Source organism: Paenibacillus sp. MMS20-IR301 (genome assembly GCF_032302195.1).
Classification (GTDB): domain Bacteria; phylum Bacillota; class Bacilli; order Paenibacillales; family Paenibacillaceae; genus Paenibacillus_AQ.
Genome location: NZ_CP135275.1, coordinates 5,877,443 through 5,900,438 on the forward strand (window position 1 = coordinate 5,877,443; position 22,996 = coordinate 5,900,438).

The window sequence follows — 22,996 nt, forward strand, 5'->3', positions numbered from 1 at the left end:
ACTTCTTGCAGATGTGATGCCGTGTATAATAAACCATGTTGCTCATCCAACTCATGACCTACAAGATGATTCTTTCTAACAATTCGAGGTGAAATAAGTGTCCAAGATTATTGCCATAGCAAATCAAAAAGGCGGAGTCGGCAAAACAACAACCTCTGTGAACCTGGGGGCCGGTATGGCTACTTTAGGGAAGAGAGTGCTGCTTGTTGATATTGATCCGCAAGGCAACACTACGAGCGGCGTTGGCGTCAACAAAGCAGATGTAGCAAATTGCATTTATGATATTCTGATTAATGAAGCTAATCCCCAGGATACAATTTTGGAGACTGGGATTGAATGGTTGCATATTATTCCGGCTACCATTCAACTCGCAGGTGCAGAGATTGAGCTTGTCTCTACCATTTCCAGAGAACTCAAGCTAAAAAAGGCACTGAATACAGTCAAAAGCAAATATGATTATATAATTATAGATTGCCCTCCATCATTAGGTATATTGACGATTAACTCATTGACTGCTGCAGACTCAGTAATCATTCCTATACAATGCGAGTATTATGCGCTTGAAGGATTAAGCCAATTGCTTAATACGGTGAGACTGGTTCAGAAGAATCTCAATCCTCATCTGCAAATTGAAGGCGTACTGCTTACTATGCTTGATGCCCGGACTAATCTGGGGATTCAAGTTATTGAAGAGGTAAAAAAGTATTTCCAAGAAAAGGTATATAGAACCATTATCCCGCGGAATGTGCGCCTGAGTGAAGCGCCTTCTCACGGACAATCAATTATCACCTATGATGCCCGTTCTAAAGGAGCGGAAGTGTATTTAGAGTTGGCAAAGGAAGTGATTTCTTATGAGTAAACGGTTAGGAAAAGGACTGGATGCTTTAATCCCTTCTCTATCCATTAATGAAGATGATAAGGTTATCGAAATCTCCTTGTCACAGTTAAGAGCCAATCCTTATCAGCCGCGCAAGGATTTCAATGAGGAAGCTATCCAGGAATTGGCTGAATCAATCAGGCAGCATGGAGTTATTCAACCGATCATTGTCCGCAGTGTTCTTAAGGGATATGAAATTATTGCCGGTGAACGCAGATTCCGGGCTTCGCAGTATTGTGGCAAAGCAACTATTCCTGCTGTGGTGCGCAGCCTCAGTGATCAGCAGGTTATGGAGATTGCCTTAATTGAAAACCTGCAGCGTGAGAATCTGAATGCAATGGAAATTGCCGTTGCCTATCAAGGCTTGATGGATCAGTTCGCGCTTACTCAGGAGGAACTTTCACTTAAGGTCGGAAAGTCGAGATCGCATATTGCTAACTTCCTGCGGCTCCTTAGCTTGCCGGAAGAAGTGAAAGAATATGTTTCACGTGGAACAATTTCAATGGGGCATGCCCGGGCGATTGTTGCTCTGAAAGATACAGAGACCATCAAACAATTAGCAGCGCAATGTGTGGAACAGCAGTGGAGTGTGCGCGAGCTGGAAGAAGTAGTGAAGAATCTCGACCGTAAACCGGCTGAGGGGACTAAGTCCAAGGTGATTAAAAGAGATCCTTATATCGATAACGTAGAAGAGGTATTGCGTGAACGGTTTAAGACGACTGTTAAAATTAAGCAGGGCAAAGAAAAAGGGAAAATTGAATTGAATTATTACAGTGCCCAAGACCTGGAAAGATTGCTGGAGCTGCTTGGCAACTGATTTGGATATTTGTGCCGAAAACATATCCTGAGATATCCTTGATAAGGGTATGGAGGGGTATGTTTTTTAAAAGGGAAAAGTGAGGGTGGAGAGATGGAGGGACTTGTGTATCTGGATCATGCAGCAACCTCGTGGCCTAAACCGCCCGAAGTTGCTGCTGCCATGATGGATGCTTTGCAGCATTCAGGGGCAAATGCCGGGCGCGGTAATCACTCACTGGCGATGGGGACAGGGCGTGTGCTGGTCCGGGCACGAAGCCTGCTGGCGGAGCTGTTCTCTGTTGCAAATGCCCAGAATATCGCTTTTACGCATAATACAACTATGGGGCTAAATATGGCTATTAAGGGTACACTTCAACCAGGAGATCATGTGATATCAACAATGACTGAACATAACTCTGTTCGCAGACCACTGGAATATCTGCGCCGGACAATTGGAATTGAAGTGGATTACTTACAGGCTGATGGAGAGGGGCAGATTAATCTGCAGCAGCTTCAGCAGTCCTTCCGCCATAACACCCGGATGGTAATTTGTAACCATAGCTCTAATCTGCTCGGAAGTGTGCTTCCGGTTGGGCTGATAGGGGATATTGCTAAATCGCATGGAGCGATATTTCTGGTGGATGCTGCGCAAAGTGCCGGTTCCATTGATATTGATGTAGCGAAGATGAATATTGACCTGTTGGCATTTCCGGGGCATAAAGGGCTGCTTGGACCGCAAGGGACCGGAGGGCTCTATATCTCTCCTAATTTAGATCTCGAACCATTAATGCACGGAGGGACTGGCAGCCAGTCAGAAAACAGTGAGCAGCCTACTGTGCGGCCGGACCGTTATGAAGCGGGGACACAGAATGCAGTCGGTATTGCCGGACTACTGGCAGGAGTGAAAAAAGTCAAAGCATTAGGGACGAAACAGATCCATTCTCAAGAATGGATGCAGACGCAGACTCTGATGGAAGGATTGGCAGGCATTCCGGGAATCCGGATGCTTGGACCAAAATTAGGCGATGAACGCAGCGGCATTGTATCATTTGTAGTTAAAGGACAGGACTCGGCCGATATAGCCCATCGTTTGGACCGGGAGTATCGTATAGCTGTACGAGCAGGTATGCATTGCACGCCACTGGCTCATCAGGCAGCTGAAACACTGGAGAGCGGAGCGGTCAGAGCCAGTGTCGGGGTGAGTTCATCAGAAGAAGATATTAAGCGGCTGATTGATGCAATGGAAGAAATGTACGGGGTTTCGCGCACAAGATAAATACAAAGGATGGTCCATACATGTCAGAATTGAATGAAATCATTAGTGAGCAGCTGTCGCTGTTCATTATGGGGTTTGCGGCAATCATTATTGTGCTGGTGATCATGCTTATTGTCCAAGGGGTCAAGCTTCGCGGTATGCGGCGGAGATATGATGCAATGATGACCGGGAATGGAATAGAGGACCTGGAGAGCCTGTTGATTAATTTGCGTAATCAGAGTGACAAGCTGGAAGAAGACCAGCAAGGGCAGAAGGTGCTTATTGAGGCCGTACAGGCCAAAATGCGCGGAATGAAATCAAAGGTGGCTGTGAAACGCTACAACGCCTTCGGTGAACGCGGTAATGATCTGAGCTTCTCGCTTGCCATTCTGGATGACAACCAAAGCGGGATTGTGGTGAGCAGCCTGCACAACCGCGAGAACTCATATATTTATGCCAAGCCGCTTGAAAAGGGAGAATCCCAGTACCCGCTATCCCCGGAAGAGAAAGAAGTTATTGCTCTAGCGCTGCAGCAGATCTAGCATGGAGATTCCATTGCTTCAAGGCAGAGAACAGGCTGGAGGCAATGATATCGGCCAATCTCATTACAAGGCTTAATCTTGTGTTCTGCAGAACAAAGTACTCCATGAAGCCGCCCACATTAACAATGCCTGTCAGGTGGATATCTCCAACCGGCGGAAGCTGTTTATTGACTCCGGCCCCCGGGCGGAGGGGGCCTTCAACAACCTGAATACAGCCGACACTCGTTGACTGGCCCAGACAAGCATCAATGCCTATAATGAACGGATCGGAATGTTTCGCGTAGATAAGGCCGAGTGTTTCCTCCAGATTGACGGCATGCACAGGCTCGTCCAGCGTTCCATAGAGATGGAATAGCGGACTGTGGAAGCGGGCTAGAGCTGTGCCGACAAGCGGACCCAGCGAATCGCCGGTAGAACGGTCTGTGCCTACGCAGACAATCACAATCGGTGTATCCGGGCGCGTGCGGGAGAAGTGGAAAAGCAGGCGGTGGGTGATTGCAGAATAGATATCGGGATCAGCATGTGATATTTTTAAGCAAGACGGTTCCTGCAATGACGAAGCTTTCGAAGAGAAATTCATATGATCTTCCTTTCTGGGCGGCAGCTGCTAATTACGAGAATATCATCAGCTTAATGAGAGAAACCTGCTGTGAAATGCTGATCACGCAAAGGCATTGGTCCGCGGATAGTATCCTGATGAGCCTAGTATATGGATGAAAGTGGCTTTTTATACTATGACGGCAATAGATAGGACCAATAGCCCAGAGGAGGCGTAAAAGTGTGGAGGAAGAATTACTGCTAGCCTTTGATTCGACCCAGCAGGCGCTGCGCGCCGAGATGCTGCTGGAGTATGCGGAAATTGAAATTGATATATTTCCTACACCGAAGGAGATTACGGCCGGCTGTGCAATGTCGATTCAATTCTACCGGAATGCACTGGAAGAGGTGCGTGTTATTGTAGCCGAGCAGCAGGTTGAGATCAGAGGGATCTTTGCCAGGTCGGCTGATGGGGCCGGTTATGTTGAAGTGACGGAAAAGGGGAAATTCGATGAGAACGATGAATAACTGGGTACTTGAAGTAACTGATCCGGGGCAGGTTATTGATGAGGCTGTACGATTCAAGGACAGGGTATGGGAATGGGTGACTAATGCGGATATGTGGGCAACCGTATTGTTCGCGGGAATCCGGATTCTCCTGATCTTCATCATAACCCGGGTGATCATCAAAGTGGTCTCCAGCACCATTGACCGTTCACTGGAACGGGAGAGCCGGGGGAGGCTGCTGGCGAATAACCGCCGCTTCTCAACAGTAGGCGGGCTGCTGAAGAACGTGGTTACCTTCATCTGCAATTTTGTCATGATTATGCTGATTCTTTCCGAGTTTCAGTTCGATCTGAAGCCGCTGCTGGCCGGAGCCGGGGTAGTCGGGCTGGCTATAGGGTTCGGTTCACAAAGTTTGGTCAAGGATGTAATTACCGGCTTCTTCATCATCTTCGAAGATCAGTTTGCTGTCGGCGATGTGATTCAGAGCGGAACCTATAAAGGTACGGTGGAGATGATCGGGCTGAGAACGACCAGGCTGCTTAGTGCTACGGGGGAAGTACATATTATCCCTAACGGCACGATTGTCAATGTGACCAATTATTCACTGGCCAATGCGCTTGCGGTAGTGGATGTACCGGTTAAAATCGAACGCGGGCTGGAAGCAACCCTTGCCTTGATCGGAGATGCGCTGAAAGGGATAGAGGAGCGGAGCGAAAGTGTCATTGCTTACCCTAATATCCTCGGTATCCAATCCATGAGCACTTCCGAATATGTAATACGGGTGGCAGCTGGCTGCCACCCTAATGCCAGGGATTCCGCAGAGCGGCAGATTCAGAATGATATTAAGCAGGCTCTTGAGCGGCAAAGCAGCCTGGAGGCCGCTAAGGCCGAGCAGGAGGCCCGTGAACAGGCCGAGAGAGATGCAAGGGCGATTGATTTGGAAAAGCTCTCTGAGGGCCTCACCGAAGCCCGTGAGGAGCAAGAGGCTGCTCCAAGAAGGCAGATTGCTGCTGCTAAAGAAGCAGAGGAAGGGGAGGAGTGATGGAACGCAAAGTATTCGGACTGGGGGATATTGTGCTGATGAAGAAACCTCATCCCTGCGGTACTAATGAGATGGAGATTATCCGGATGGGCATGGATATCCGGATTAAATGTACCGGCTGCCAGCATAGCGTGCTGATCCCCCGGGCCAAATTCGAGAAAAACTTGAAAAAGGTGCTGCATTCCGCAGAAAACACAGCCGACAATAATTAAGCTTGCAAATATGAAATCGTCATGCTACAATAAATCTTGCTGCGGAGAGGTACCCAAGAGGCCCAAGGGGGCTGACTCGAAATCAGTTAGGCGTGTCAAAGCGTGCGTGGGTTCGAATCCCACCCTCTCCGCCACTTCAGCAATTTATAATTAACTTACAGACCTTCGCCCAATTGAGCGAAGGTTTTTTTGTGTCTTCATTATCTGCTAATTATCTGCTGAAGACACAAAAAGAGGGACCCTTTAAGGTCCCTCTCCAGAGGCAGTACATCAATGATGTTCGGAAATCTCTGTCTGTAGCCGCTAAAGTGAAACAGGTTGTGCTGGGCTGCTTTTTTAGGGCAGCCTTTACTCTCCCCGGCTTACATTAGATGCTGATTCAGAATCCCTGTGATTGTGTTCGTCTACGACGTTCAACGGAACCACACCTCTCTTTTGTACTGCCTGGATCTATTATGTGCATCGGTACAATTATTATACATACTGCCAAATTAATTAGTGGACCCGTGCCTTCTCAACCTTTTTCCATTTGCGGTTCTGGTTTGTAGTTTCCGGGAAAGTATCACCTTTCTTCATTTCAATCTGTTTCGGATTCTGAATCTCCGTGTGGAAGCTGCGCCCTTCGCCTACCTCTGTATACATGCCTGGATTTGGAGCCTTATCGCCCTTTTCGTATTCTGTTTTCTCGCCCATAGTATGATTACCTTCTTTCAGCAGAGTGATGGAGCGGTTATATTGTGGCCCTCCATAGACATCTTCATGAAAGCTAAATTCCCCCACTGCATAAGATTCCTAACTTTCATAAGGAATATTTCTTGCATTGGCGGCGGCAGTTTGATATACTGTTTTGGTGCGAGTTCACGTTTGTGCTCGTTCCTTGCTCCTGACTTGATTAGGGGCCTCAGACCATAAGGAGGTGAAAATTATGCGCAAATATGAAGTCATGTACATTATTCGTCCTGACATTGAACAAGAAGCCGTTCAAGCAGCAGTCGAAAAATTCCAAGGCATCATCTCCAACGGCGGAGAAATTACAAAGCACGATGTGCAGGGTAAACGCCGTCTTGCGTATGAGATCAAGAAATTCCGTGATGGCGTTTATGTTTTGGTTAACTTTACTGCAGAACCTGCAGTTGTTACTGAGCTTGAGCGTATCATGAAGATTTCCGACGAAGTAATTCGTTATCTCATTACGAACGACGTTGCCTAAGATATTGACAAGCTTTGTAACAAATCGCGCTACAAGGAGGGGATTCTATTGTTGAACCGTATCATTCTGATCGGTCGGTTGACCCGTGACCCGGAACTTCGTTATACTCCTGCTGGTGTTGCCGTAACGCAGTTTACGCTTGCCGTAGACCGCAACTTTACGGGCCAGAACGGTGAACGCGAAGCGGACTTTATCCCGGTAGTAACCTGGAGACAGCTGGCTGAGACCTGTGCCAATTATTTGCGCAAAGGACGACTGGCAGCCGTAGAAGGACGCATCCAAGTACGGAATTACGAGAATAATGAAGGTAAGCGTGTATACGTTACTGAAGTTATTGCTGATAATGTCCGTTTCCTGGAATCCTCGCAGAACCGTGAGGGCGGAAATGCACCAAGTGGTGGAAGTATGCCGGAAGAGCCTAACTTTGGCGGCGGCGGTAACGGCGGGAACAGTTCGCGCGGAAATAACAACAATTTCTCGCGTAACAACAATAATCAAGATCCTTTTTCGGGCGATGGAAAACCGATCGATATATCGGACGATGATTTGCCATTTTAATACGGAAGGACTGAACAGAACATGGCTTTCAAACCAAGAGAAGGCGGAGACAACGACAAAAGACCGGCACGTCGTGGTGGACGCAACAAGCGTAAAAAAGTGTGCTATTTCACTGTGAACAAGATTACTCACATTGACTATAAAGACACTGAACTTCTGAAGAAGTTCATCAGCGAACGCGGAAAGATTTTGCCGCGTCGTGTAACTGGTACAAGTGCAAAATACCAACGCGCTCTGACCATTGCTGTAAAGCGCTCGCGTCAAATCGCGCTGCTGCCTTACACAACGGAATAGGACGTTTTATGAAGCAGCCGGCTTAGCCGGCTGCTTTTTTGCATGTTTTGATAAACGGGGAATGATAACTTAATCGTGCTGAAAATATAGATACTTATAATGGCCGGCTGAAAGCGATGCCGGACAAAATTAGGATGAGCAGCAGCAAGGGGAGTAATTGCCCGAGCGGGGAAATTGTGCGCTGGTTAAAATTAGCATTCAGGTAAATGCCGCTTTGAATCATAATAAAGCCGAGTAAGATAAACAAAATCATTACTATTCGCTGGTCAATAAAATTGGCCGAGAGGATTATGCTGAAACAGCCGGTTATGAAGACCATAGTGTTTCGCCGAGGAAGCTTGCGTTGGTACAATTGTGATAGCCCAAAAGCCAAATGAATCAAAGCGTAAATTACAGCGATAAGTAGAGCGGTGTTTGCCATGTTATTTTAATCCTCCTTTTGCTATTACTAGTATTAAACCATCACAAGCACGATCCGGATATGAAAAATGCATAAATATGGAGGTATGAACAATGATCAGTGCAAGCCCGTATGTCATTATTCAAAACGTACAGGAGTCAGTGGAGTATTATAAGAGTGTTTTCGGGGGAGAAATTAAGGTATTGAATGAGCATAACGGCAAGCTGCTGCATGCTGAGCTGCATTTGGGCCAGACGCTGATTCATTTCTCTGATGATTACGGCAGGGGAGCTAAGACAGAGAATGTAAGCATTATTCTGTCGCTGGGCAGTGAAGAGCAGCTGCGCGGAATTTATGAACAGTTAACTTCTGATGGCGGACAGGCTACAGTCGAGTTACAAAAAACATTCTTTGGTGCACTTCACGGTCAGGTTACCGACAGCAAAAACGGAATTACCTGGGTGATGAACTGCTTTGCCGGCAATTGACAAACCGCTTCCAGATGTAGTAAATTACAGGTATCCTATAACTAAAGGGGAAATTTTGATGTTGGTGAGCGTTCTTAACTAAGCAATTTCATATCATTCCGGCAGCTGCCGTATCATGCTCCGTTTATTTGTGAATGGGTGCATGTCTTGTTAGAGTATGTCCTGGTGACTTTACTATCTAACCTGTGGCTGGACGAATGGATGATTTAGTTAAGAACACATACGAAGCGTCATGATGGCCTCTTTACGGCTATTATTCTCTTTGTGATTAACCGTGCTCTTCGCAGCACGGTTTTTTCTGTTCTCAGGGATAGTTTTGCCTTGGGGAGCAAAGGGAATAGCAGCAATTTAAAGAGGGCGAAGACTGCCGTAGTGGCGGTCTTCGCCCTCTTTTTTGATTTAGGGACTATACCGCCCGGATCAGCCGGGCATTTATTCAAGGAGGAATCAGATTGAATTCACAAAGTATGATTACGCTCGAGTACGGGACTATTAAGCAGGAATTGATGCGTCATGCGGTATCCTATGAAGGCAGAAGATATGTAAGCGAGCTTGCCCCTATGACTTATCTCCCTGGAATTCAGCGGGCGGTGGAGGAGGCAGAGGAAGCCAGGGAACTGCTGGAGCGGGGAGCTAGTGTGCCGATTCCTTCGCTGGAAGGCATAGAATGGGTTCTGTCGCTGCTGGGTACCGGGTATCTGTACAATGAACAGGATTTCACCGCAGTCTCGGTATTCCTGAACAGCTGCGGACAGCTTCGTAAATACATGGCCTCAAAGGAGTATAGCGCGCCACGGATTGCTGCTTACGGTGTATCCCTGCAGGAGCTGGGCCATGTCCGGGAGGAGATCGAACGCTGCATCCGGCTTGGAGTGATTGATGATCAGGCCAGCAAGGGGCTGGAACGGGTGCGTAAGCGGCTGACGGTGGCCAGAGACCGGCTGCACAGAAAGCTGGACAATATCATGTCCCGCCACAAATCCATTCTGCAGGAGAGCCTGGTCAGCATGCGAGGAGGCCGTTATGTTATCCCTGTGAAGCGGGAGTACCATAAGCAGATTAAAGGCTCGGTGCTGGACCAGTCAACAAGCGGACAGACGGTATTCGTAGAGCCAGACGAGGTGGCATCGCTTCAGGGAGAAATTGAGCTGCTGGCCGCGGATGAAGCAAGGGAGGAAGGGATCATCTTAAGCATGCTGACCGGACTGCTCGAACAGGAGCAGGCGGCGCTGCGTCTGAATATTGAAATTACAGGCACTTACGATTTCATCTTTGCCAAGGGTAAATATGCGAGAACTCTGGATGCCCGCCGGGTATCGCTGAATGAACGCGGCTACCTGCGGATGAATGGCGGCAGGCATCCGCTGCTGAAGGATATGATACCGGTCAGCCTTGAATTCGGGCAACGCTACAAATCGCTGATCGTGACCGGCCCGAATACAGGCGGCAAAACGGTAGTGCTCAAAACGCTGGGCCTTCTGTCGCTTATGGTCCAGTCCGGTCTGCTTATACCGGCTGAGCCTGACAGTGATTTCGCGGTATTTACGGATGTAATGAGTGTAATCGGCGACGGCCAGAGCCTGACACAGTCGCTCAGCACGTTCTCCGCACAGATGAAGAGCATCGAAGAGATGCTTGGCAGTGCAGGTAAAGGTATACTGCTGCTGATTGACGAGCTGGCTGCAGGGACAGACCCGGGAGAAGGCTTCGCACTGTCGATTGCAATCCTGGAGGAGCTGAACCGTAAAGGGGCCAATATCATTGTAACGACCCATTTCAATGAGCTGAAGGTATTTGCTGCAGCAACGCCGGGATTCCAGAATGCAAGGATGGAATTCGACAAGGATACGCTGCAGCCGCTCTACCGGCTGACCATCGGGGAGGCCGGCGAGAGCTATGCCTTACAGATCGCCGAGAAGCTCGGCATCTGCAAGGCGGTAATCCAGCGTGCCCAGCAGCTGGCGGCAGAGCAGCAGGAGCACAGAGGCGGCCGTAAGCCGTGGAGTGCTCCTGAGCAGGAGGGGCAAGGGCAGGGGGCTGACCGGGCCGCAAGCGGGGCTGCCGCGGGCGATACAGACGCCCGGGACCGGAGCAGGGCAGCAGAGGCAGCCGGGCAGGCCGGAGCTGCTGCAGGTGAGCCAATGGAAGCGGAACGGGACGGGGCGGCGGTTAAGCGGGATTTTGAAGTAGGTGATGCTGTTTATGTCAGCTCCCTGGGCCGCACGGGTATTGTATATGAGAAGAAGGATAGCCGGGGGATGGTCGGAGTTATGATCCAGAAGCAGAAAATATCCGTAAATCATAAGCGGCTGAAGCCGTATCTGTTGAAGGAGGAGCTGTACCCGGACGATTATGATTTCGATATTATTTTTGAGAGCAAGGAAAACCGCAAGAAGCGCAAGCTGATGCAGAAAAGACATGTCGAGGGACTGAGCATCGAGCTCCCGGAAGAAAAGAAATAAAGCAGTGCTATAGCAGAGGTCTGCCCGTCAGGGCAGGCTTTTTTCAGTAAGGCCGGTAATATAAATAATGTAGGTTTGCTCGCCGGGAAGCTTCTCTGCCGGGCGAAAATAAATTAAAGGCTTCACTTTACCGTCAATATTGTATATCCTCTATTATGTGGTGCATTCCGAAGATCAGAAATAACGTACGTGTATTTTAGTAAAATCCAATTCAGAAACCGCTTTCATTATGTTGCGATTAACCCGGGAGGGAAGAAATATATGTCAAAACCGCTCATCGGCAGACTGATGCTTCCGCTCATGCTCGCGGTGGTATTATCAGCATGCAGCGCTTCAAGCACGGGCAGTCCGCCTTATATAGCCCGCCTGAGCAAAACAGCCGATGAACCTGTTGCAGGCGGAACGGTCACATACGGGTATTCGTCGGCGTTCCAGGGAATCTTCGAACCGGCTTTTTTCGAGGGGGAAGACGATGCGAATGTGCTTGAGTTCACTACAGAAGCCATGTTTACCATTAATGATGATTTATCAACGGCGCCTAATATTGCCTCCTGGCAGGAATCAGACGACCATACGGTATTTACCTTCTCCATTAAGCCGGGCGTCCGCTGGCATAACGGCGACGAGCTGACGGTAGAGGACTGGAAGTTTGCCCTGGAGACCATCGCCAGCCCCGATTACCCGGGATCCAGGTATTATAGCGTGGAAATGATCAAAGGGGCGGAAGCCTATCATCTGGGACAGGCAAGCGAAATATCCGGACTTAAGGTTATGGACCCGTATACGCTGCGGATTACGATGAATTCGGCGCGGGTTAATCTGCTTGACAGTCTCTGGGCATATCCGATGAATAAAAGGTACTTCGAAGGCGTCGCTGTGAAGGATATGCTGGACAGTGACCAGGTGCGCCAGCAGCCGATTGGTACCGGGCCGTTCGTGGTAACAAGTATAACGCCGGGACAGACCGTCGAAATGAAAAGGTTCAATAATTATTACAAAGGCGAAGCGCTGCTGGACGGAATAACCTATAAAGTTATCGAGGGTAAGGATACAGCTGCGCTGCTGGAGGCCGGAAGCATTGATATTGCGGCGGTGCCGCGTGATGCCTATCAGACTGCAAATCAGCTGGACCAGGTGGATATCCGGAATTCACCGGGCCTGGTCTATGAATATATTGGCTTCAAATTCGGGCGCTGGGATGAAGAAAGCGGCCAGGTGGTGATGGACAATCCGAAATTCCAGGATAAGCGTCTCCGCAAAGCTATGTATTACGCGCTTGACCGGCAAGGCATTATTGATAAGTATTCCTACGGACTGGGCACTCTGATTGAGACTCCAATCCCCAGCTCAAGCTGGGCCAAGATCAGCGATGAGGAAATCGATACCTACCCTTATCTTCCGGAAAAGGCCAAGTCCCTGCTTGATGAGGCAGGGTATCTGGATACAGACGGGGACGGATTCCGCGAAGATCCTGACGGCAAGCCGTTCACAGTGAATTATGATGCAATGAGCGGCAGCAAGACGGCAGAGGCAAGGACTTCAGCTATACTGCAGAATTGGCGCGATGTCGGGCTTAATGTACAGCTGAACGGGGGGAGTCTGAAGGAGCTGAACAGCTTTTATGAAGCAGTGGAGTCGGATGATCCTTCGGTCGAGCTGTTTAACGGCGTCTGGGGGCTGGCTAGTGATCCCGATCCGTCAGGCCTGTGGCGGGCGACCGATGCCTGGAATTATCCGCGGTGGACTTCGGAGCGCAGCGAGGAGCTGATCCGGGACGGGGTAAGCCTGAAGGCGTATGACAAAGATTTCCGCAAGGAAATTTATTATGAGTGGCAGAAGCTGATTAATGATGAGGTTCCGATGATCTTTTTCTCCGAAAGGTCGAATATCACTGCTGTTAATAAGCGTGTGCAGGGTGTAACTGTCAACGCGCTTAGCAATATCCTTGACCCGCAAAACTGGTGGATTAAGGAACCGGAGTAAGGCCAACCGACGGTCTGAACTGCTGCCAACCGGCATGCGGGGCAGGCTGTCTTTTTTTTTTTTTGTGAAAATAAGCATCAAAACCGCTTTTCCTGCGTCATATACATTAGTGAATTCCAGCTGCTGTAGTGCTGATGCTGTCGTTATTTGTTGTTTCTTTTTAAGTGTGAAGTGATTACAATAGAAATATTGTTTGTGTGTCAAAGCAGTTTTCCAAGTTTATCTTACAATTAGAACGACCCGAATCCCGGAAAGGGGGAACACTATAGTATAGCAGGGCGGTGTACCGCAGCATGAACAGCCCAGTTATGACTGTCCCGGAAGCATAAGACAGGCATTGTAAATAGATCACGGCCATAATATGTACAATCCCAACATAAAGAAGGAATTATAAATGATGAATAAGATTAAAAAAATGAAAAAAAGATACATTGCGCTCATCGCAGTGCTGGTTATTATCGCCGGAGGTTTTGTGTTCCAGAAGCCGCTTGCGGTGCTGGCCTTTGACCTCTTTTTGTCAGACCAGGTGGAGACCAAACTGGCGGAAGAATCTTACCAGCCGCTGGAGAATGATACAAAGACTACAACCCCGGTTAAGGCTGAGCCTGTAGTTTATAAAAGCGACCCGTTCTCACTGATGCTTCTGGGAACGGACCAGCGGGGCAATGAGGTAGCCCGGTCGGATACGATGATCTATGCAATTATCCGCCCCGAGGATTATAAAATTCTGTTGATCTCCATCCCCCGTGATACGTATACGGAAATCATCGGGCATGATGATAATAAGAAGGATAAGATTACGCATGCCTATGCATTCGGCGGCCAGCAGATGGCGAAAGACACGCTTGAAGCGCTGCTTGGACATGATATTCAGTATTATGCCACAATTAATTTCCAGGGCCTTAAGGATGCGGTAGATGCGATTGGCGGGGTTCCGCTTCCGATTAAGAAGGATATTGTGAATAAAGGCAAGGATCATGAGAAATTTACCATTGTCGGCGGCAAATCCAACTACAGCGGTGAAGAAGCGCTCAATTATACACGCTACCGTGAGGATAGCGATTTCAACCGGACGAAACGGCAGCAGGTATTTATCGATGTTGTAGCGAATAAAATGTTATCGATCAGTCAAATCGGCAACATTCCGGAACTGCTGGACATTATGGGTGAAAACTTCAAAACCGATATTGAGCCTTCCATGATTATCAGCCTGGCGAAGAAATTTATGGGCGGTAAGGATATGGATATTTCCAGCTTTACGGTAATGGGTGAAGGTAAACGCATCGATGGTCTATACTATGATATTGTGGATGAAGAGGACCTTAGCCAGGCCAAGGCAATGATCGACAACTGGATGAATGCCAGCACGCCGGTGGATCAGTTAATTGAACCGGGCAAAGCGGAAAATGCGCTGGAGCCTGCGTCTACACCTGCAGTACAGTAAGGTTCCAGGCAGCCCGTGCTATTCCATAAAAACAGCAGCCATCCGCAAGGTTAATGGCTGCTGTTTATTGTCTTCATGCTATAATGGAGTGGAACTAACGGCGTGTATGGGTGTATAACTACGTGGACCTTACAGCAAGGAAGGTAGAGCAGCATTCCTTCGGAACTCTTTGAGGAGGATCAAGAGATGAATATTGCATTTTTTTTACTTCCGAAACAGGAGGTGGCTTGCGTCACGCTTGACTCGACGCTGCGCCAGACTCTGGAACGGATGGAGTTTCACCGTTATACCGCAGTACCGATCCTGAACCGGAACGGGGAATATGCCGGCACTGTCACTGAAGGCGATCTGCTTTGGTACATGAAGGATTCAGACGGCGCGGTTACTTTTGAGAATGCTTCCAAATATCTGCTTAAGGATGTGCCGCTGCGGATGAATAATCTGCCGGTCTCCATTGACGCTGATATGGAAGACCTGATTAATCTGGCCAAGGTGCAGAACTTTGTGCCGGTGGTCGATGACATGAAACGGTTCATAGGCATTGTCCGCCGGAGCCAGATTATTGAATATTGCGAGAAGGTTGTCTCAAGACAATCCCAGGAATCGTTATAATTTTTATCACTATACGGTAACCGATACGGCAGCCATGCTTAAGGAACCAAGGCCTGTATTTCCGGCATCGCGGAATGCGGGCCTTTTTTGAAGAGTATCTTGTCTGGAAAGTAAAGGGAACATTACCTTATACAGGATTTGAACGGCTGATTAACGGAGCGGCAGGCGTCCGTGTGGCTCGGAAATATTTATGCTATAATGGAGAATAATGCTTTTTGCCGGAGGTAGAGACCGTGCCCAATGTGCCGAAGGACCTGGATGTGGCCAAACGAGCCAAGGTAATTGAGTGGTTAAAGACCGAAGTAATCGATCAAGTCTCACGGTTATTCAAAGCGTTGTGGGAGGGCAGTACCGCCCGTGTGGGCGACAGCCTGGCCAGCCTGATCATGAGCTCATATATATTGGGGCGCAGACTTGGTATCCCTTATCGTGAACTGGATGATCTGCTGGTGGAGAAGCTGCGCAAGCACAGGCAGGAAGGCCATCAGCTGGAAGAATGGTACCAGGATATATCTGCGTTAGAAGAACATATGCGTAAGAGGTGAATACTGTTGAAATTTCGCTGGACGTCTGTGGCTTGGAGCATCGCTTATTTGCTGCTGCTGTTATCGCTGTCAACCCCACTGCTGCTAATCACAACACTGTTTATGATTATTCCGGCCGTAGTGCTCTTTACTACCCTTAATACCAGACAATTTATTCTTCATGTCTTGCCGGTCCTGCTGATTGTGGGCCTGATTACACCAGTTTATATTCTAATTGCAGTCTTCTTCCTGATTCCTTCCCTTGTGATGGGACGCTGGTACAGGAAGCGCGCCTCGGCGATGTCTACCATTACTGCAGGCCTGGTTGCAGTGCTGGGTGAATTCCTGCTGATCCTGCTGGTCAGCTCTACAGTGTTCCATTTCGACCTGTACACGTATGTGCATGATGTATTGCAGACGTATACAGACTGGCTGTCCACATTGGGAGCCAATAATCCGCTGCTGACTGATATTACAATTTCAGCTGATCAGGTCCGTGAGATGAGCTGGCTGACCATTCAGGTCATTCCGATGACGCTTATCCTCAGCGCCTTCATCATGGCTGTCATTACCCATTCCATTGTCCGTCCGATTCTGAACAGTATGGAATATGCTGTACCCAGGCTGAAGCCGGCACGGGAGTGGAGGCTCGCCAGAGCCTTCATCTGGTATTATCTGCTGGGCGTAGTACTCAGCCTGCTCTTTGGCGGTGCAAGCTCGGGCTTCATGCTGATGATCTCGGCCAACCTGCTGCCGCTGCTGCAGATCGCCTTCAAGATTCAAACCATCGGCTTCCTCTTCTTCCTGGTGCATGAGCGGAAGTGGACCAAGGTTGTTGCGCTTCTGCTGGCTATTCCTGTGATTGTTCTGCCGGGATTCTGGGTTATCGGTGTAGTGGATCTGGCATTCCCGCTCCGGGAGCTTGTGAAGAAATCGAAACGATAGGGTGAGAGCTCATGCCAAAATTTCTGCAAAGACGCTGGCACGGGTATCATACCGTGTGGGCGTTCTTGCTGATGCTGGTCCTGATTATAGTGGTCAGTATCTATAACTGGGTCCTCGGTGTTGCGAGCCTCTTCCTGGCCGGAACATTATGTTTCACTATGCTGCAGGCTGAGCTGTCGTTCCGCCGCAATCTTGTAGAATATATTAACGGCCTCTCCTTCCGGATTAAAAGGGTGGAGGGAGAAGCTGTAAGTATGCTTCCCCTGGGTATTATCCTCTACAGTGAAGACCGGACCATCGAATGGCATAACCGCAACGCAGGTAAGATCTTCTCACGCAAGTCACTGGTCGGTGAGGAAATGCAGGAGCTGATGCCGGAGGTTATCGCTTCACTGCCGGGCAATGCACCGCCGAAGCGGGAGCATATTCATGTTAAGGACAGCGCTATGAAAGATCACCGGCAGGAGATTACCGTTGATGACCGGTATTATCAGGTAGTGGTGATTCCAAGTGAACGTCTGCTGTACCTGTACGATATTACAGAGCTTGTAGTTCTGCGCGAACGGTATGAGGAAGAAAAGCTGGCGATCGGCATCGTAATGATGGACAATCTCGATGAAGCGGCCCAGGGCATGGATGACCAGCAGCGGACCTCGCTGATTGCCAAGGTAGCCAGTGAGATTACGGAGTGGAGCAAGCAGTTTGAGGTCTATCTGCGCCGCTTGTCCTCCGAGCGGTACCTGATGCTGCTGAATCACCGCAGCCTCCAGGCGCTGGAGGAGAGCCGGTTCGTCGTACTCGACGAGGTCCGGGAGATGACGGCGGATCTCAAGGTGCCAATGACGCTCAGCATTGGCCTCGCCTATGGTGCGGAATCGGCCAGCGAGCTTGGGGCACTGGCGCAGACGAGCCTTGACATGGCGCTGGGCCGGGGCGGTGACCAGGCAGCGGTGAAGGCGGGCCAGCGGCTCTCCTTCTATGGCGGCAAGAGCAATGCCGCCGAGAAGCGCACCCGGGTTAGGGCAAGAGTGATCGCCCATGCCCTGCGTGACCTGATGCAGGAGAGCGACCGGGTGCTGATTATGGGCCACCGGACGCCGGATATTGATGCGATCGGTGCAGCCATCGGCCTGCTCAAGGCGGCACAAATGTACAATGTGGAAGCACATATCGTAATGGAGGCACCGAATCCGTCCATTACCCGGATGCTGGAGCAGATCCGCAGGGATGAAGAGCTGTACAAGACCTTCATTCCGACGGAGCAGGCGCTGCAGCTGATGACTGAACACACGCTGCTCATTGTGGTCGATACCCACAAGGCTTCCATGACAATGGAGCCGCGGCTGGTACAGTATGCGAGCCGGATTGTGGTGGTGGATCATCACCGCCGGGGGGAAGAGTTCATCAATGATGCAGTGCTCGTATACCTGGAGCCGTATGCGTCTTCCACCTGTGAGCTGGTAACCGAGCTGCTGCAGTATATTCATGACAAAATCCAGATCAGTCCGCTGGAGGCAACGATGCTGCTGGCCGGCATTACAGTGGATACGAAGCAGTTCGCGCTCCATACCGGGTCACGGACCTTCGAGGCTGCCGGGTTCCTGCGCCGGGTCGGGGCCGATACGATACTTATTCAGCGCATGCTGAAGGAGGATCTGCAGGAGTATATCTCCAAGGCGGAGATTATCAAGCATGCACGGATGATCTACGACAATATTGCACTCGTTGTAACAGCACCGGGGATGAAGATTCCCCAGCTGCTGATTGCCCAGACCGCCGATACGCTGCTGGGAATGACGAATGTGGTGGCGTCCTTCGTCATCAGCGAGCGCCCTGACGGCCTGATCGGCATCAGCGCCCGGTCACTGGGGCGGATGAATGTGCAGGTTGTAATGGAGAAGCTGGGCGGCGGCGGACATCTGTCCAATGCAGCTGTGCAGCTTGAAGGAACAAGCAAGGAAGCAGAAGCCAGACTGCTTAAAGTGTTGGCGGAAATTGAATCGAAAGAGGGGTTATTCGAATGAAGGTCATTTTCATCAAGGATGTTAAAGGGCAAGGCAAGAAGGGTCAGGTTAAAGAGGTATCTGAAGGGTATGCAGCGAACTTCCTGCTGCCGCGCGGACTGGTCCGTCCGGCAACCGAAGGCAATGTGAAGACGCTGGAGAATCAGGCAGCCGCGGAACAACGCCGTAAGGACCAGGAGAAAGAGGAAGCGGTGCAGCTTGGCAAGAAGCTTGATGAGCTGACGCTCGTGATGAAGGCTAAAGCAGGCGAAGGCGGCCGGCTGTTCGGCGCGATTACCAGCAAGCAGATCGGTGAAACACTGGCATCCACGCAGGGCATTGTAATCGACAAGCGCAAGATTGAGCTGAGTGATCCGATCCGCCATGTAGGCACATTCCGGGTAACAGTAAAGCTGCACACTGAAGTAAAGGCTAACCTCACGGTTCAGGTAACGGAGGAGTAAAATGGGTGGAGATCTCTTTTTCGATCGGATTCCCCCGCAGAATCTGGAGGCGGAGCAGGCCGTGCTCGGTGCTGTTCTGCTGTCGGATGAGGCGCTTATAACCGCAATGGAGCGGGTGAATACCGAAGACTTCTACGATAAACCGCATCAGATGATATTTGAGGCGATGGTACAGCTTGGAGAAGAGAGCCAGCCGATTGACCTGATTACACTGACCTCCCGGCTTCAGGATAAGGGAGAGCTTGAGGATATCGGCGGTGTCAGCTATTTGGCTAAGCTGGCCCATGCAGTGCCGACTGCAGCCAATGTGGACTACTATGCACAGATCATCGAAGAAAAGGCGATGCTGCGGCGGCTCATCCGTACAGCGACGCAGATTGTCAGCGAGGGCTATACCGGCGGTGAGGATGTAGGCATCATGCTGAGTGATGCCGAACGCCGCATCCTGGAAATCTCCAACCGGCGCAGCGGCAGCGGCTTCATTGCTATCCGCGATGTAGTAATGGAGGTATTTGACCGGGTGGAACTGCTCCATCAGAATAAGGGCAATACCTCGGGTATTCCAAGCGGCTTCGTTGATCTGGACCACATGACCAACGGCTTTCAGCGGAATGACCTGATCATTGTAGCAGCCCGGCCTTCTGTCGGAAAGACGGCGTTTGCCTTGAATATATGCCAGAATGTAGCGGTCCGGGCCAACGAGACCGTCGCCATTTTCAGTCTGGAAATGTCGGCGGCGCAGCTGGTTCAGCGTATGATCTGTGCCGAAGCTAATCTGGACGCCAATATTATGCGTACCGGCGAATTCAAGAACGATGATGACTGGTCCAAGCTGACGATGGGCATCCAGGCCTTGGGTGAGTCGGAAATATACATTGATGATACGCCCGGGATTACAGTTACTGATATTCGCGCTAAATGCCGCAGGCTGAAGAAGGAAAAAGGTCTTGGCATGATCGTCATCGACTACCTGCAGCTGATTCAGGGCCGCGGTAAAGCGGGGGAGAACCGCCAGCAGGAAGTATCAGAAATCTCACGTACCCTGAAGCAGATTGCCCGTGAACTTGAGGTGCCTGTCATTGCTCTGTCCCAGCTCAGCCGCGGCGTAGAGCAGCGGCAGGATAAACGGCCGATGATGAGTGACCTTCGTGAATCGGGTTCAATCGAGCAGGATGCGGATATCGTAGCGTTCCTGTACCGTGATGATTACTACAATCAGGATACCGAGAAGAAGAATATTATTGAGATTATTATCGCCAAACAGCGTAACGGTCCCGTAGGCACGGTGGAGCTTGTATTCCTGAAGAACTTCAACAAGTTCGTCAACTACGAGCGGGCACATGCCGAACCATTTGCAGGTTAGGCGAATTTCGCACAATACACGAACGATTGCAGATCTTTTTCTGCAATCGTTCGTTTTTATTTGACTTTAAAAAGTGCCGCTGTTACACTGATTATTGTGCTTTGGCAGGTTCGCTTGCCCAGGCGCCCAAGGGCTGCATACATAAGAAATGTGTACACAGCCTATATTACAAGTGGAAACGGCTTCGCTGTCCTTTTAACGGGACGATGGTGTTCAGCGGAAACAGAAGGACAATTTATAGCGTAAGCCTATTCTTATATTTCGAAAAATAATGGTGCCTACCAGCACCTACGGAGGAATGAACATGTCAACAGTAGTCGTCGTGGGAACACAATGGGGAGACGAAGGCAAAGGGAAAATCACAGATTATCTGGCGGAAAGCGCAGATGTGGTTGCCCGGTATCAAGGGGGTAACAATGCCGGTCACACGATTCTGATTGACGGAAAGAAGTACAAGCTGAGCTTGATTCCATCCGGTGTATTTTATAAAGAGAAGACTTGTGTAATCGGTAACGGAATGGTTATTAATCCGGAGGCGCTTATTCAGGAAATTAATTATATTCATGAGAATGGCTTCGATACGAAGAATCTGGTCATCAGCGACCGTGCCCATGTTATTATGCCATATCATATGCTGCTCGACGCTCTGGAAGAAGACCGCAAGGGCCCGAACAAAATCGGTACTACCCGCAAGGGAATCGGCCCTGCCTATATGGATAAGGCTGCCCGTAACGGGATCCGTATCGCTGATCTGATGGATGCTGAAGAGTTCGAGCTCAGACTCCGTCCGCTGATGGAAGAGAAGAACCAGGTGATCACTCAGGTATACGGCGCAGAGCCGCTGGATGTGGAAGAGATTCTGGTGAAATACCTGGAGTATGCCGAAGTGCTGCGCGGGTATGTAACCGATACTTCCGTTGTGCTGAATGATGCTATTGATAACGGGGAATCCAAGGTGCTGTTCGAAGGCGCGCAGGGAGTAATGCTGGATATCGACCAGGGTACTTATCCGTTCGTAACTTCGTCGAATCCTTCGGCAGGCGGCGTATGTATCGGTTCAGGTGTTGGCCCGTCCAAGATCAAGCAGGTTATCGGTGTAGCCAAAGCTTATACTACCCGTGTTGGCGACGGTCCGTTCCCTACAGAACTGAATGATGCTACTGGTGATTATATCCGTGAAACCGGACATGAGTACGGTACAGTAACCGGCCGCGCGCGCCGCGTGGGCTGGTTCGATAGCGTAGTTGTACGCCATGCCCGCCGTGTGAGCGGAATTACAGGCCTGTCCCTGAACTCGCTGGATGTGCTGAGCGGCCTGGAAACCGTGAAGATCTGCACAGGCTACAAGTTCCGCGGGGAGATTATCACGCATTATCCGGCCAGTCTCAAGATGCTGGCAGAATGCGAAGCGGTGTATGAGGAGCTTCCGGGCTGGAGCGAGGATATCACGTCTGCGAAGACGCTGGCTGATCTTCCGGAGAATACCCGCAGATATGTTGAACGTGTCTCGGAGCTGACCGGAATTCCGATCTCCATCTTCTCCGTAGGCCGCAACCGGGAGCAGACAAACCAGGTGCTGCCAATCTATATTTAATATCAAATCACTATACAGGTATGAACAGAAGGGGCCTCCATGCGGGGGCCTCTTCTATTTATACCTATGTTTCGGGGGTATTTTGACAGCCTGCAGACGTTTCTCCGGCCGGGTTCTAGTCAATACTGGGAGAATAGGATCACAAGGACTGATTCTCCAGGATTGAATTTAGCATGGGTAAGGGAGCGATGGAAATGAAATTTGTGAAAAGCGCGCTGAGCGTCTGCCTGATTGTTGTACTCGCCAGCGGGCTCTCCATTCTGACAACCGGTTATGTAGTTAATACGTATATTCAGTCGGTGCTGGCCAGCTTTGAAATTAAGCTGGATGGACCGGAGCCGGGCATTGGCGGTTTCGTCAAAAGCCTCACAGGCATGGGAACCGCCAAGAAAACGGATTCCGGCAAGGCAGCTGACAGCGGCCAGGGGAACAGCGGCAACCCGCCTGCCGGCAGCAAGGAGCAGACAGTAGAGCAAGAGGTACCGGAGAATGCCCTGCCTGTAATGGGCCAAGCTGCCGGAGAGCAGGATAGTGCGCTTAATCAGGAGCTGGTTATGACCCCGGAGGCCATGAGTGATCTCAAGCAGAATCTTCCGGATGAAGAGAAAGCCAATATTTTCAATATTCTGATGAATAAGCTTCCGCAGGAGGAGATGCAGAAGATATCCGCTGCGATGGAGGGAGGATTAACGGAGAGCGAGGTGCTGGAGCTGCAGGAGATCATTGCGGGATATGTAGATGCCGATGAATATGAGGCCTTAATGAAAATGCTTACACCTGGTTCTTCAGCAGGAGATTAAAATTAAAAATTGTCACTTTTTGGACACGGAATGACTGTTTAAAATGCATATTTACCGATAAAACCCGCGAAAATCGCGGGTT

General features: G+C 49.9%; 25 protein-coding genes and 1 tRNA gene. 23 read left to right on the top strand and 3 right to left on the bottom strand.

The genetic code is table 11. The features are described from left to right. Window positions 1-97: 97 nt before the first annotated feature. The 4 genes from LOS79_RS25130 to LOS79_RS25145 all read left to right on the top strand — a co-directional run bounded on the left by LOS79_RS25130 (window position 98) and on the right by LOS79_RS25145 (window position 3,472). Window positions 98-859: a ParA family protein gene (locus tag LOS79_RS25130; RefSeq protein WP_315413219.1), complete on the top strand. Its 762-nt coding sequence runs from the start codon at window positions 98-100 to the stop codon at window positions 857-859. Beyond that, entirely contained in the window at window positions 852-1,694 is an 843-nt protein-coding gene (locus LOS79_RS25135) for a ParB/RepB/Spo0J family partition protein (protein WP_315413220.1), read from the top strand. The genes LOS79_RS25130 and LOS79_RS25135 overlap by 8 nt, the downstream gene beginning before the upstream one ends. A 93-nt stretch (window positions 1,695-1,787) precedes the next feature. Beyond that, window positions 1,788-2,951 carry an aminotransferase class V-fold PLP-dependent enzyme gene (locus LOS79_RS25140; protein ID WP_315413222.1) on the top strand — a complete coding sequence of 388 codons (1,164 nt, stop codon included), beginning with the start codon at window positions 1,788-1,790 and terminating at the stop codon, window positions 2,949-2,951. A gap of 20 nt (window positions 2,952-2,971) precedes the next feature. After that, the gene (locus tag LOS79_RS25145) at window positions 2,972-3,472 is read left to right on the top strand and encodes a DUF4446 family protein (RefSeq protein ID WP_315413224.1); all 501 of its coding nucleotides are present in this window, start codon (window positions 2,972-2,974) and stop codon (window positions 3,470-3,472) included. Here the strand turns inward: LOS79_RS25145 and yyaC are convergent. After that, window positions 3,444-4,052, bottom strand: coding sequence for a spore protease YyaC (yyaC, locus tag LOS79_RS25150; protein WP_315413226.1), 609 nt, complete (start codon window positions 4,050-4,052; stop codon window positions 3,444-3,446). The two genes, LOS79_RS25145 and yyaC, sit on opposite strands and share 29 nt — an antisense overlap. Window positions 4,053-4,252: 200 nt before the next feature. On the opposite strand from yyaC, the gene LOS79_RS25155 reads away from it, so the two are divergent. From LOS79_RS25155 to LOS79_RS25170, 4 genes are all read left to right on the top strand, one after another. Then, window positions 4,253-4,537, top strand: a complete 285-nt coding sequence (locus tag LOS79_RS25155; RefSeq protein WP_315413228.1) for a putative Se/S carrier protein — start codon at window positions 4,253-4,255, stop codon at window positions 4,535-4,537. Continuing rightward, window positions 4,530-5,558, top strand: coding sequence for a mechanosensitive ion channel family protein (locus tag LOS79_RS25160; RefSeq protein WP_315422448.1), 1,029 nt, complete (start codon window positions 4,530-4,532; stop codon window positions 5,556-5,558). The genes LOS79_RS25155 and LOS79_RS25160 overlap by 8 nt, the downstream gene beginning before the upstream one ends. Next, entirely contained in the window at window positions 5,558-5,770 is a 213-nt protein-coding gene (locus LOS79_RS25165; RefSeq protein ID WP_315413229.1) for a DUF951 domain-containing protein, read from the top strand. The genes LOS79_RS25160 and LOS79_RS25165 overlap by 1 nt, the downstream gene beginning before the upstream one ends. Window positions 5,771-5,813: 43 nt before the next feature. Further along, window positions 5,814-5,904, top strand: a tRNA-Ser gene (locus tag LOS79_RS25170). A 361-nt stretch (window positions 5,905-6,265) separates the two neighbouring features. Here LOS79_RS25170 and LOS79_RS25175 read toward each other — a convergent pair. Beyond that, the gene (locus LOS79_RS25175; RefSeq protein ID WP_315413230.1) at window positions 6,266-6,463 is read right to left on the bottom strand and encodes a YjzC family protein; all 198 of its coding nucleotides are present in this window, start codon (window positions 6,461-6,463) and stop codon (window positions 6,266-6,268) included. 232 nt (window positions 6,464-6,695) lie between these two features. On the opposite strand from LOS79_RS25175, the gene rpsF reads away from it, so the two are divergent. From rpsF to rpsR, 3 genes are read left to right on the top strand one after another with little or no spacing between them, the layout of a single operon-like run. After that, window positions 6,696-6,980 carry a 30S ribosomal protein S6 gene (gene rpsF, locus LOS79_RS25180; RefSeq protein ID WP_025706808.1) on the top strand — a complete coding sequence of 95 codons (285 nt, stop codon included), beginning with the start codon at window positions 6,696-6,698 and terminating at the stop codon, window positions 6,978-6,980. A 48-nt stretch (window positions 6,981-7,028) separates the two neighbouring features. After that, entirely contained in the window at window positions 7,029-7,538 is a 510-nt protein-coding gene (gene ssb, locus LOS79_RS25185) for a single-stranded DNA-binding protein (RefSeq protein ID WP_315413236.1), read from the top strand. 21 nt (window positions 7,539-7,559) lie between these two features. Next, window positions 7,560-7,832 (top strand): 30S ribosomal protein S18, encoded by a 273-nt coding sequence (gene rpsR, locus LOS79_RS25190; protein WP_238654517.1) that lies wholly within the window; start codon window positions 7,560-7,562, stop codon window positions 7,830-7,832. A 94-nt stretch (window positions 7,833-7,926) separates the two neighbouring features. Here rpsR and LOS79_RS25195 read toward each other — a convergent pair whose 3' ends face one another. Beyond that, window positions 7,927-8,253 (bottom strand): hypothetical protein, encoded by a 327-nt coding sequence (locus LOS79_RS25195; protein ID WP_315413239.1) that lies wholly within the window; start codon window positions 8,251-8,253, stop codon window positions 7,927-7,929. A gap of 92 nt (window positions 8,254-8,345) precedes the next feature. Here LOS79_RS25195 and LOS79_RS25200 point away from each other — a divergent pair, with 92 nt between their 5' ends. From LOS79_RS25200 to LOS79_RS25255, 12 genes are all read left to right on the top strand, one after another. Then, complete coding sequence (locus tag LOS79_RS25200; protein WP_315413241.1) at window positions 8,346-8,720, top strand: VOC family protein; 375 nt, start codon at window positions 8,346-8,348, stop codon at window positions 8,718-8,720. Window positions 8,721-9,172: 452 nt separating this feature from the next. Then, complete coding sequence (locus tag LOS79_RS25205; RefSeq protein ID WP_315413242.1) at window positions 9,173-11,182, top strand: endonuclease MutS2; 2,010 nt, start codon at window positions 9,173-9,175, stop codon at window positions 11,180-11,182. 261 nt (window positions 11,183-11,443) lie between these two features. Then, window positions 11,444-13,165: an oligopeptide ABC transporter substrate-binding protein gene (gene opp4A / locus LOS79_RS25210; RefSeq protein WP_315413244.1), complete on the top strand. Its 1,722-nt coding sequence runs from the start codon at window positions 11,444-11,446 to the stop codon at window positions 13,163-13,165. A 394-nt stretch (window positions 13,166-13,559) separates the two neighbouring features. Beyond that, a complete protein-coding gene (locus tag LOS79_RS25215; protein ID WP_315413245.1) occupies window positions 13,560-14,609 on the top strand; it encodes an LCP family protein in 1,050 nt (349 codons plus the stop codon). 186 nt (window positions 14,610-14,795) lie between these two features. Beyond that, complete coding sequence (locus LOS79_RS25220) at window positions 14,796-15,221, top strand: CBS domain-containing protein (RefSeq protein ID WP_315413246.1); 426 nt, start codon at window positions 14,796-14,798, stop codon at window positions 15,219-15,221. A gap of 242 nt (window positions 15,222-15,463) precedes the next feature. Beyond that, window positions 15,464-15,766 carry a MazG-like family protein gene (locus LOS79_RS25225; protein ID WP_315422450.1) on the top strand — a complete coding sequence of 101 codons (303 nt, stop codon included), beginning with the start codon at window positions 15,464-15,466 and terminating at the stop codon, window positions 15,764-15,766. A 6-nt stretch (window positions 15,767-15,772) separates the two neighbouring features. Then, the gene (locus LOS79_RS25230; RefSeq protein WP_315413248.1) at window positions 15,773-16,690 is read left to right on the top strand and encodes a DUF2232 domain-containing protein; all 918 of its coding nucleotides are present in this window, start codon (window positions 15,773-15,775) and stop codon (window positions 16,688-16,690) included. An 11-nt stretch (window positions 16,691-16,701) separates the two neighbouring features. Beyond that, a complete protein-coding gene (locus LOS79_RS25235; RefSeq protein ID WP_315413249.1) occupies window positions 16,702-18,714 on the top strand; it encodes a DHH family phosphoesterase in 2,013 nt (670 codons plus the stop codon). Beyond that, entirely contained in the window at window positions 18,711-19,157 is a 447-nt protein-coding gene (gene rplI / locus LOS79_RS25240) for a 50S ribosomal protein L9 (protein WP_315413250.1), read from the top strand. The genes LOS79_RS25235 and rplI overlap by 4 nt, the downstream gene beginning before the upstream one ends. Window position 19,158: 1 nt before the next feature. Further along, window positions 19,159-20,520 carry a replicative DNA helicase gene (dnaB, locus tag LOS79_RS25245; protein ID WP_315413252.1) on the top strand — a complete coding sequence of 454 codons (1,362 nt, stop codon included), beginning with the start codon at window positions 19,159-19,161 and terminating at the stop codon, window positions 20,518-20,520. 304 nt (window positions 20,521-20,824) lie between these two features. Then, window positions 20,825-22,114, top strand: coding sequence for an adenylosuccinate synthase (locus LOS79_RS25250; RefSeq protein ID WP_315413254.1), 1,290 nt, complete (start codon window positions 20,825-20,827; stop codon window positions 22,112-22,114). Between the two features lie 194 nt (window positions 22,115-22,308). After that, window positions 22,309-22,914: a hypothetical protein gene (locus LOS79_RS25255; RefSeq protein ID WP_315413256.1), complete on the top strand. Its 606-nt coding sequence runs from the start codon at window positions 22,309-22,311 to the stop codon at window positions 22,912-22,914. Window positions 22,915-22,996: the final 82 nt, after the last annotated feature.

Excerpts from the sequence above, each read along its gene's own strand:
- LOS79_RS25135 (WP_315413220.1), top strand. The coding sequence starts at position 852 with ATGAGTAAACGGTTAGGAAAAGGACTGGATGCTTTAATCCCTTCTCTA.
- LOS79_RS25140 (WP_315413222.1), top strand. The coding sequence starts at position 1,788 with ATGGAGGGACTTGTGTATCTGGATCATGCAGCAACCTCGTGGCCTAAA.
- LOS79_RS25145 (WP_315413224.1), top strand. The coding sequence starts at position 2,972 with ATGTCAGAATTGAATGAAATCATTAGTGAGCAGCTGTCGCTGTTCATT.
- yyaC (WP_315413226.1), bottom strand. The coding sequence starts at position 4,052 with ATGAATTTCTCTTCGAAAGCTTCGTCATTGCAGGAACCGTCTTGCTTA.
- LOS79_RS25160 (WP_315422448.1), top strand. The coding sequence starts at position 4,530 with ATGAATAACTGGGTACTTGAAGTAACTGATCCGGGGCAGGTTATTGAT.
- LOS79_RS25165 (WP_315413229.1), top strand. The coding sequence starts at position 5,558 with ATGGAACGCAAAGTATTCGGACTGGGGGATATTGTGCTGATGAAGAAA.
- LOS79_RS25175 (WP_315413230.1), bottom strand. The coding sequence starts at position 6,463 with ATGGGCGAGAAAACAGAATACGAAAAGGGCGATAAGGCTCCAAATCCA.
- rpsF (WP_025706808.1), top strand. The coding sequence starts at position 6,696 with ATGCGCAAATATGAAGTCATGTACATTATTCGTCCTGACATTGAACAA.
- rpsR (WP_238654517.1), top strand. The coding sequence starts at position 7,560 with ATGGCTTTCAAACCAAGAGAAGGCGGAGACAACGACAAAAGACCGGCA.
- LOS79_RS25195 (WP_315413239.1), bottom strand. The coding sequence starts at position 8,253 with ATGGCAAACACCGCTCTACTTATCGCTGTAATTTACGCTTTGATTCAT.
- LOS79_RS25200 (WP_315413241.1), top strand. The coding sequence starts at position 8,346 with ATGATCAGTGCAAGCCCGTATGTCATTATTCAAAACGTACAGGAGTCA.
- opp4A (WP_315413244.1), top strand. The coding sequence starts at position 11,444 with ATGTCAAAACCGCTCATCGGCAGACTGATGCTTCCGCTCATGCTCGCG.
- LOS79_RS25215 (WP_315413245.1), top strand. The coding sequence starts at position 13,560 with ATGATGAATAAGATTAAAAAAATGAAAAAAAGATACATTGCGCTCATC.
- LOS79_RS25220 (WP_315413246.1), top strand. The coding sequence starts at position 14,796 with ATGAATATTGCATTTTTTTTACTTCCGAAACAGGAGGTGGCTTGCGTC.
- LOS79_RS25235 (WP_315413249.1), top strand. The coding sequence starts at position 16,702 with ATGCCAAAATTTCTGCAAAGACGCTGGCACGGGTATCATACCGTGTGG.
- rplI (WP_315413250.1), top strand. The coding sequence starts at position 18,711 with ATGAAGGTCATTTTCATCAAGGATGTTAAAGGGCAAGGCAAGAAGGGT.
- dnaB (WP_315413252.1), top strand. The coding sequence starts at position 19,159 with ATGGGTGGAGATCTCTTTTTCGATCGGATTCCCCCGCAGAATCTGGAG.
- LOS79_RS25250 (WP_315413254.1), top strand. The coding sequence starts at position 20,825 with ATGTCAACAGTAGTCGTCGTGGGAACACAATGGGGAGACGAAGGCAAA.
- LOS79_RS25255 (WP_315413256.1), top strand. The coding sequence starts at position 22,309 with ATGAAATTTGTGAAAAGCGCGCTGAGCGTCTGCCTGATTGTTGTACTC.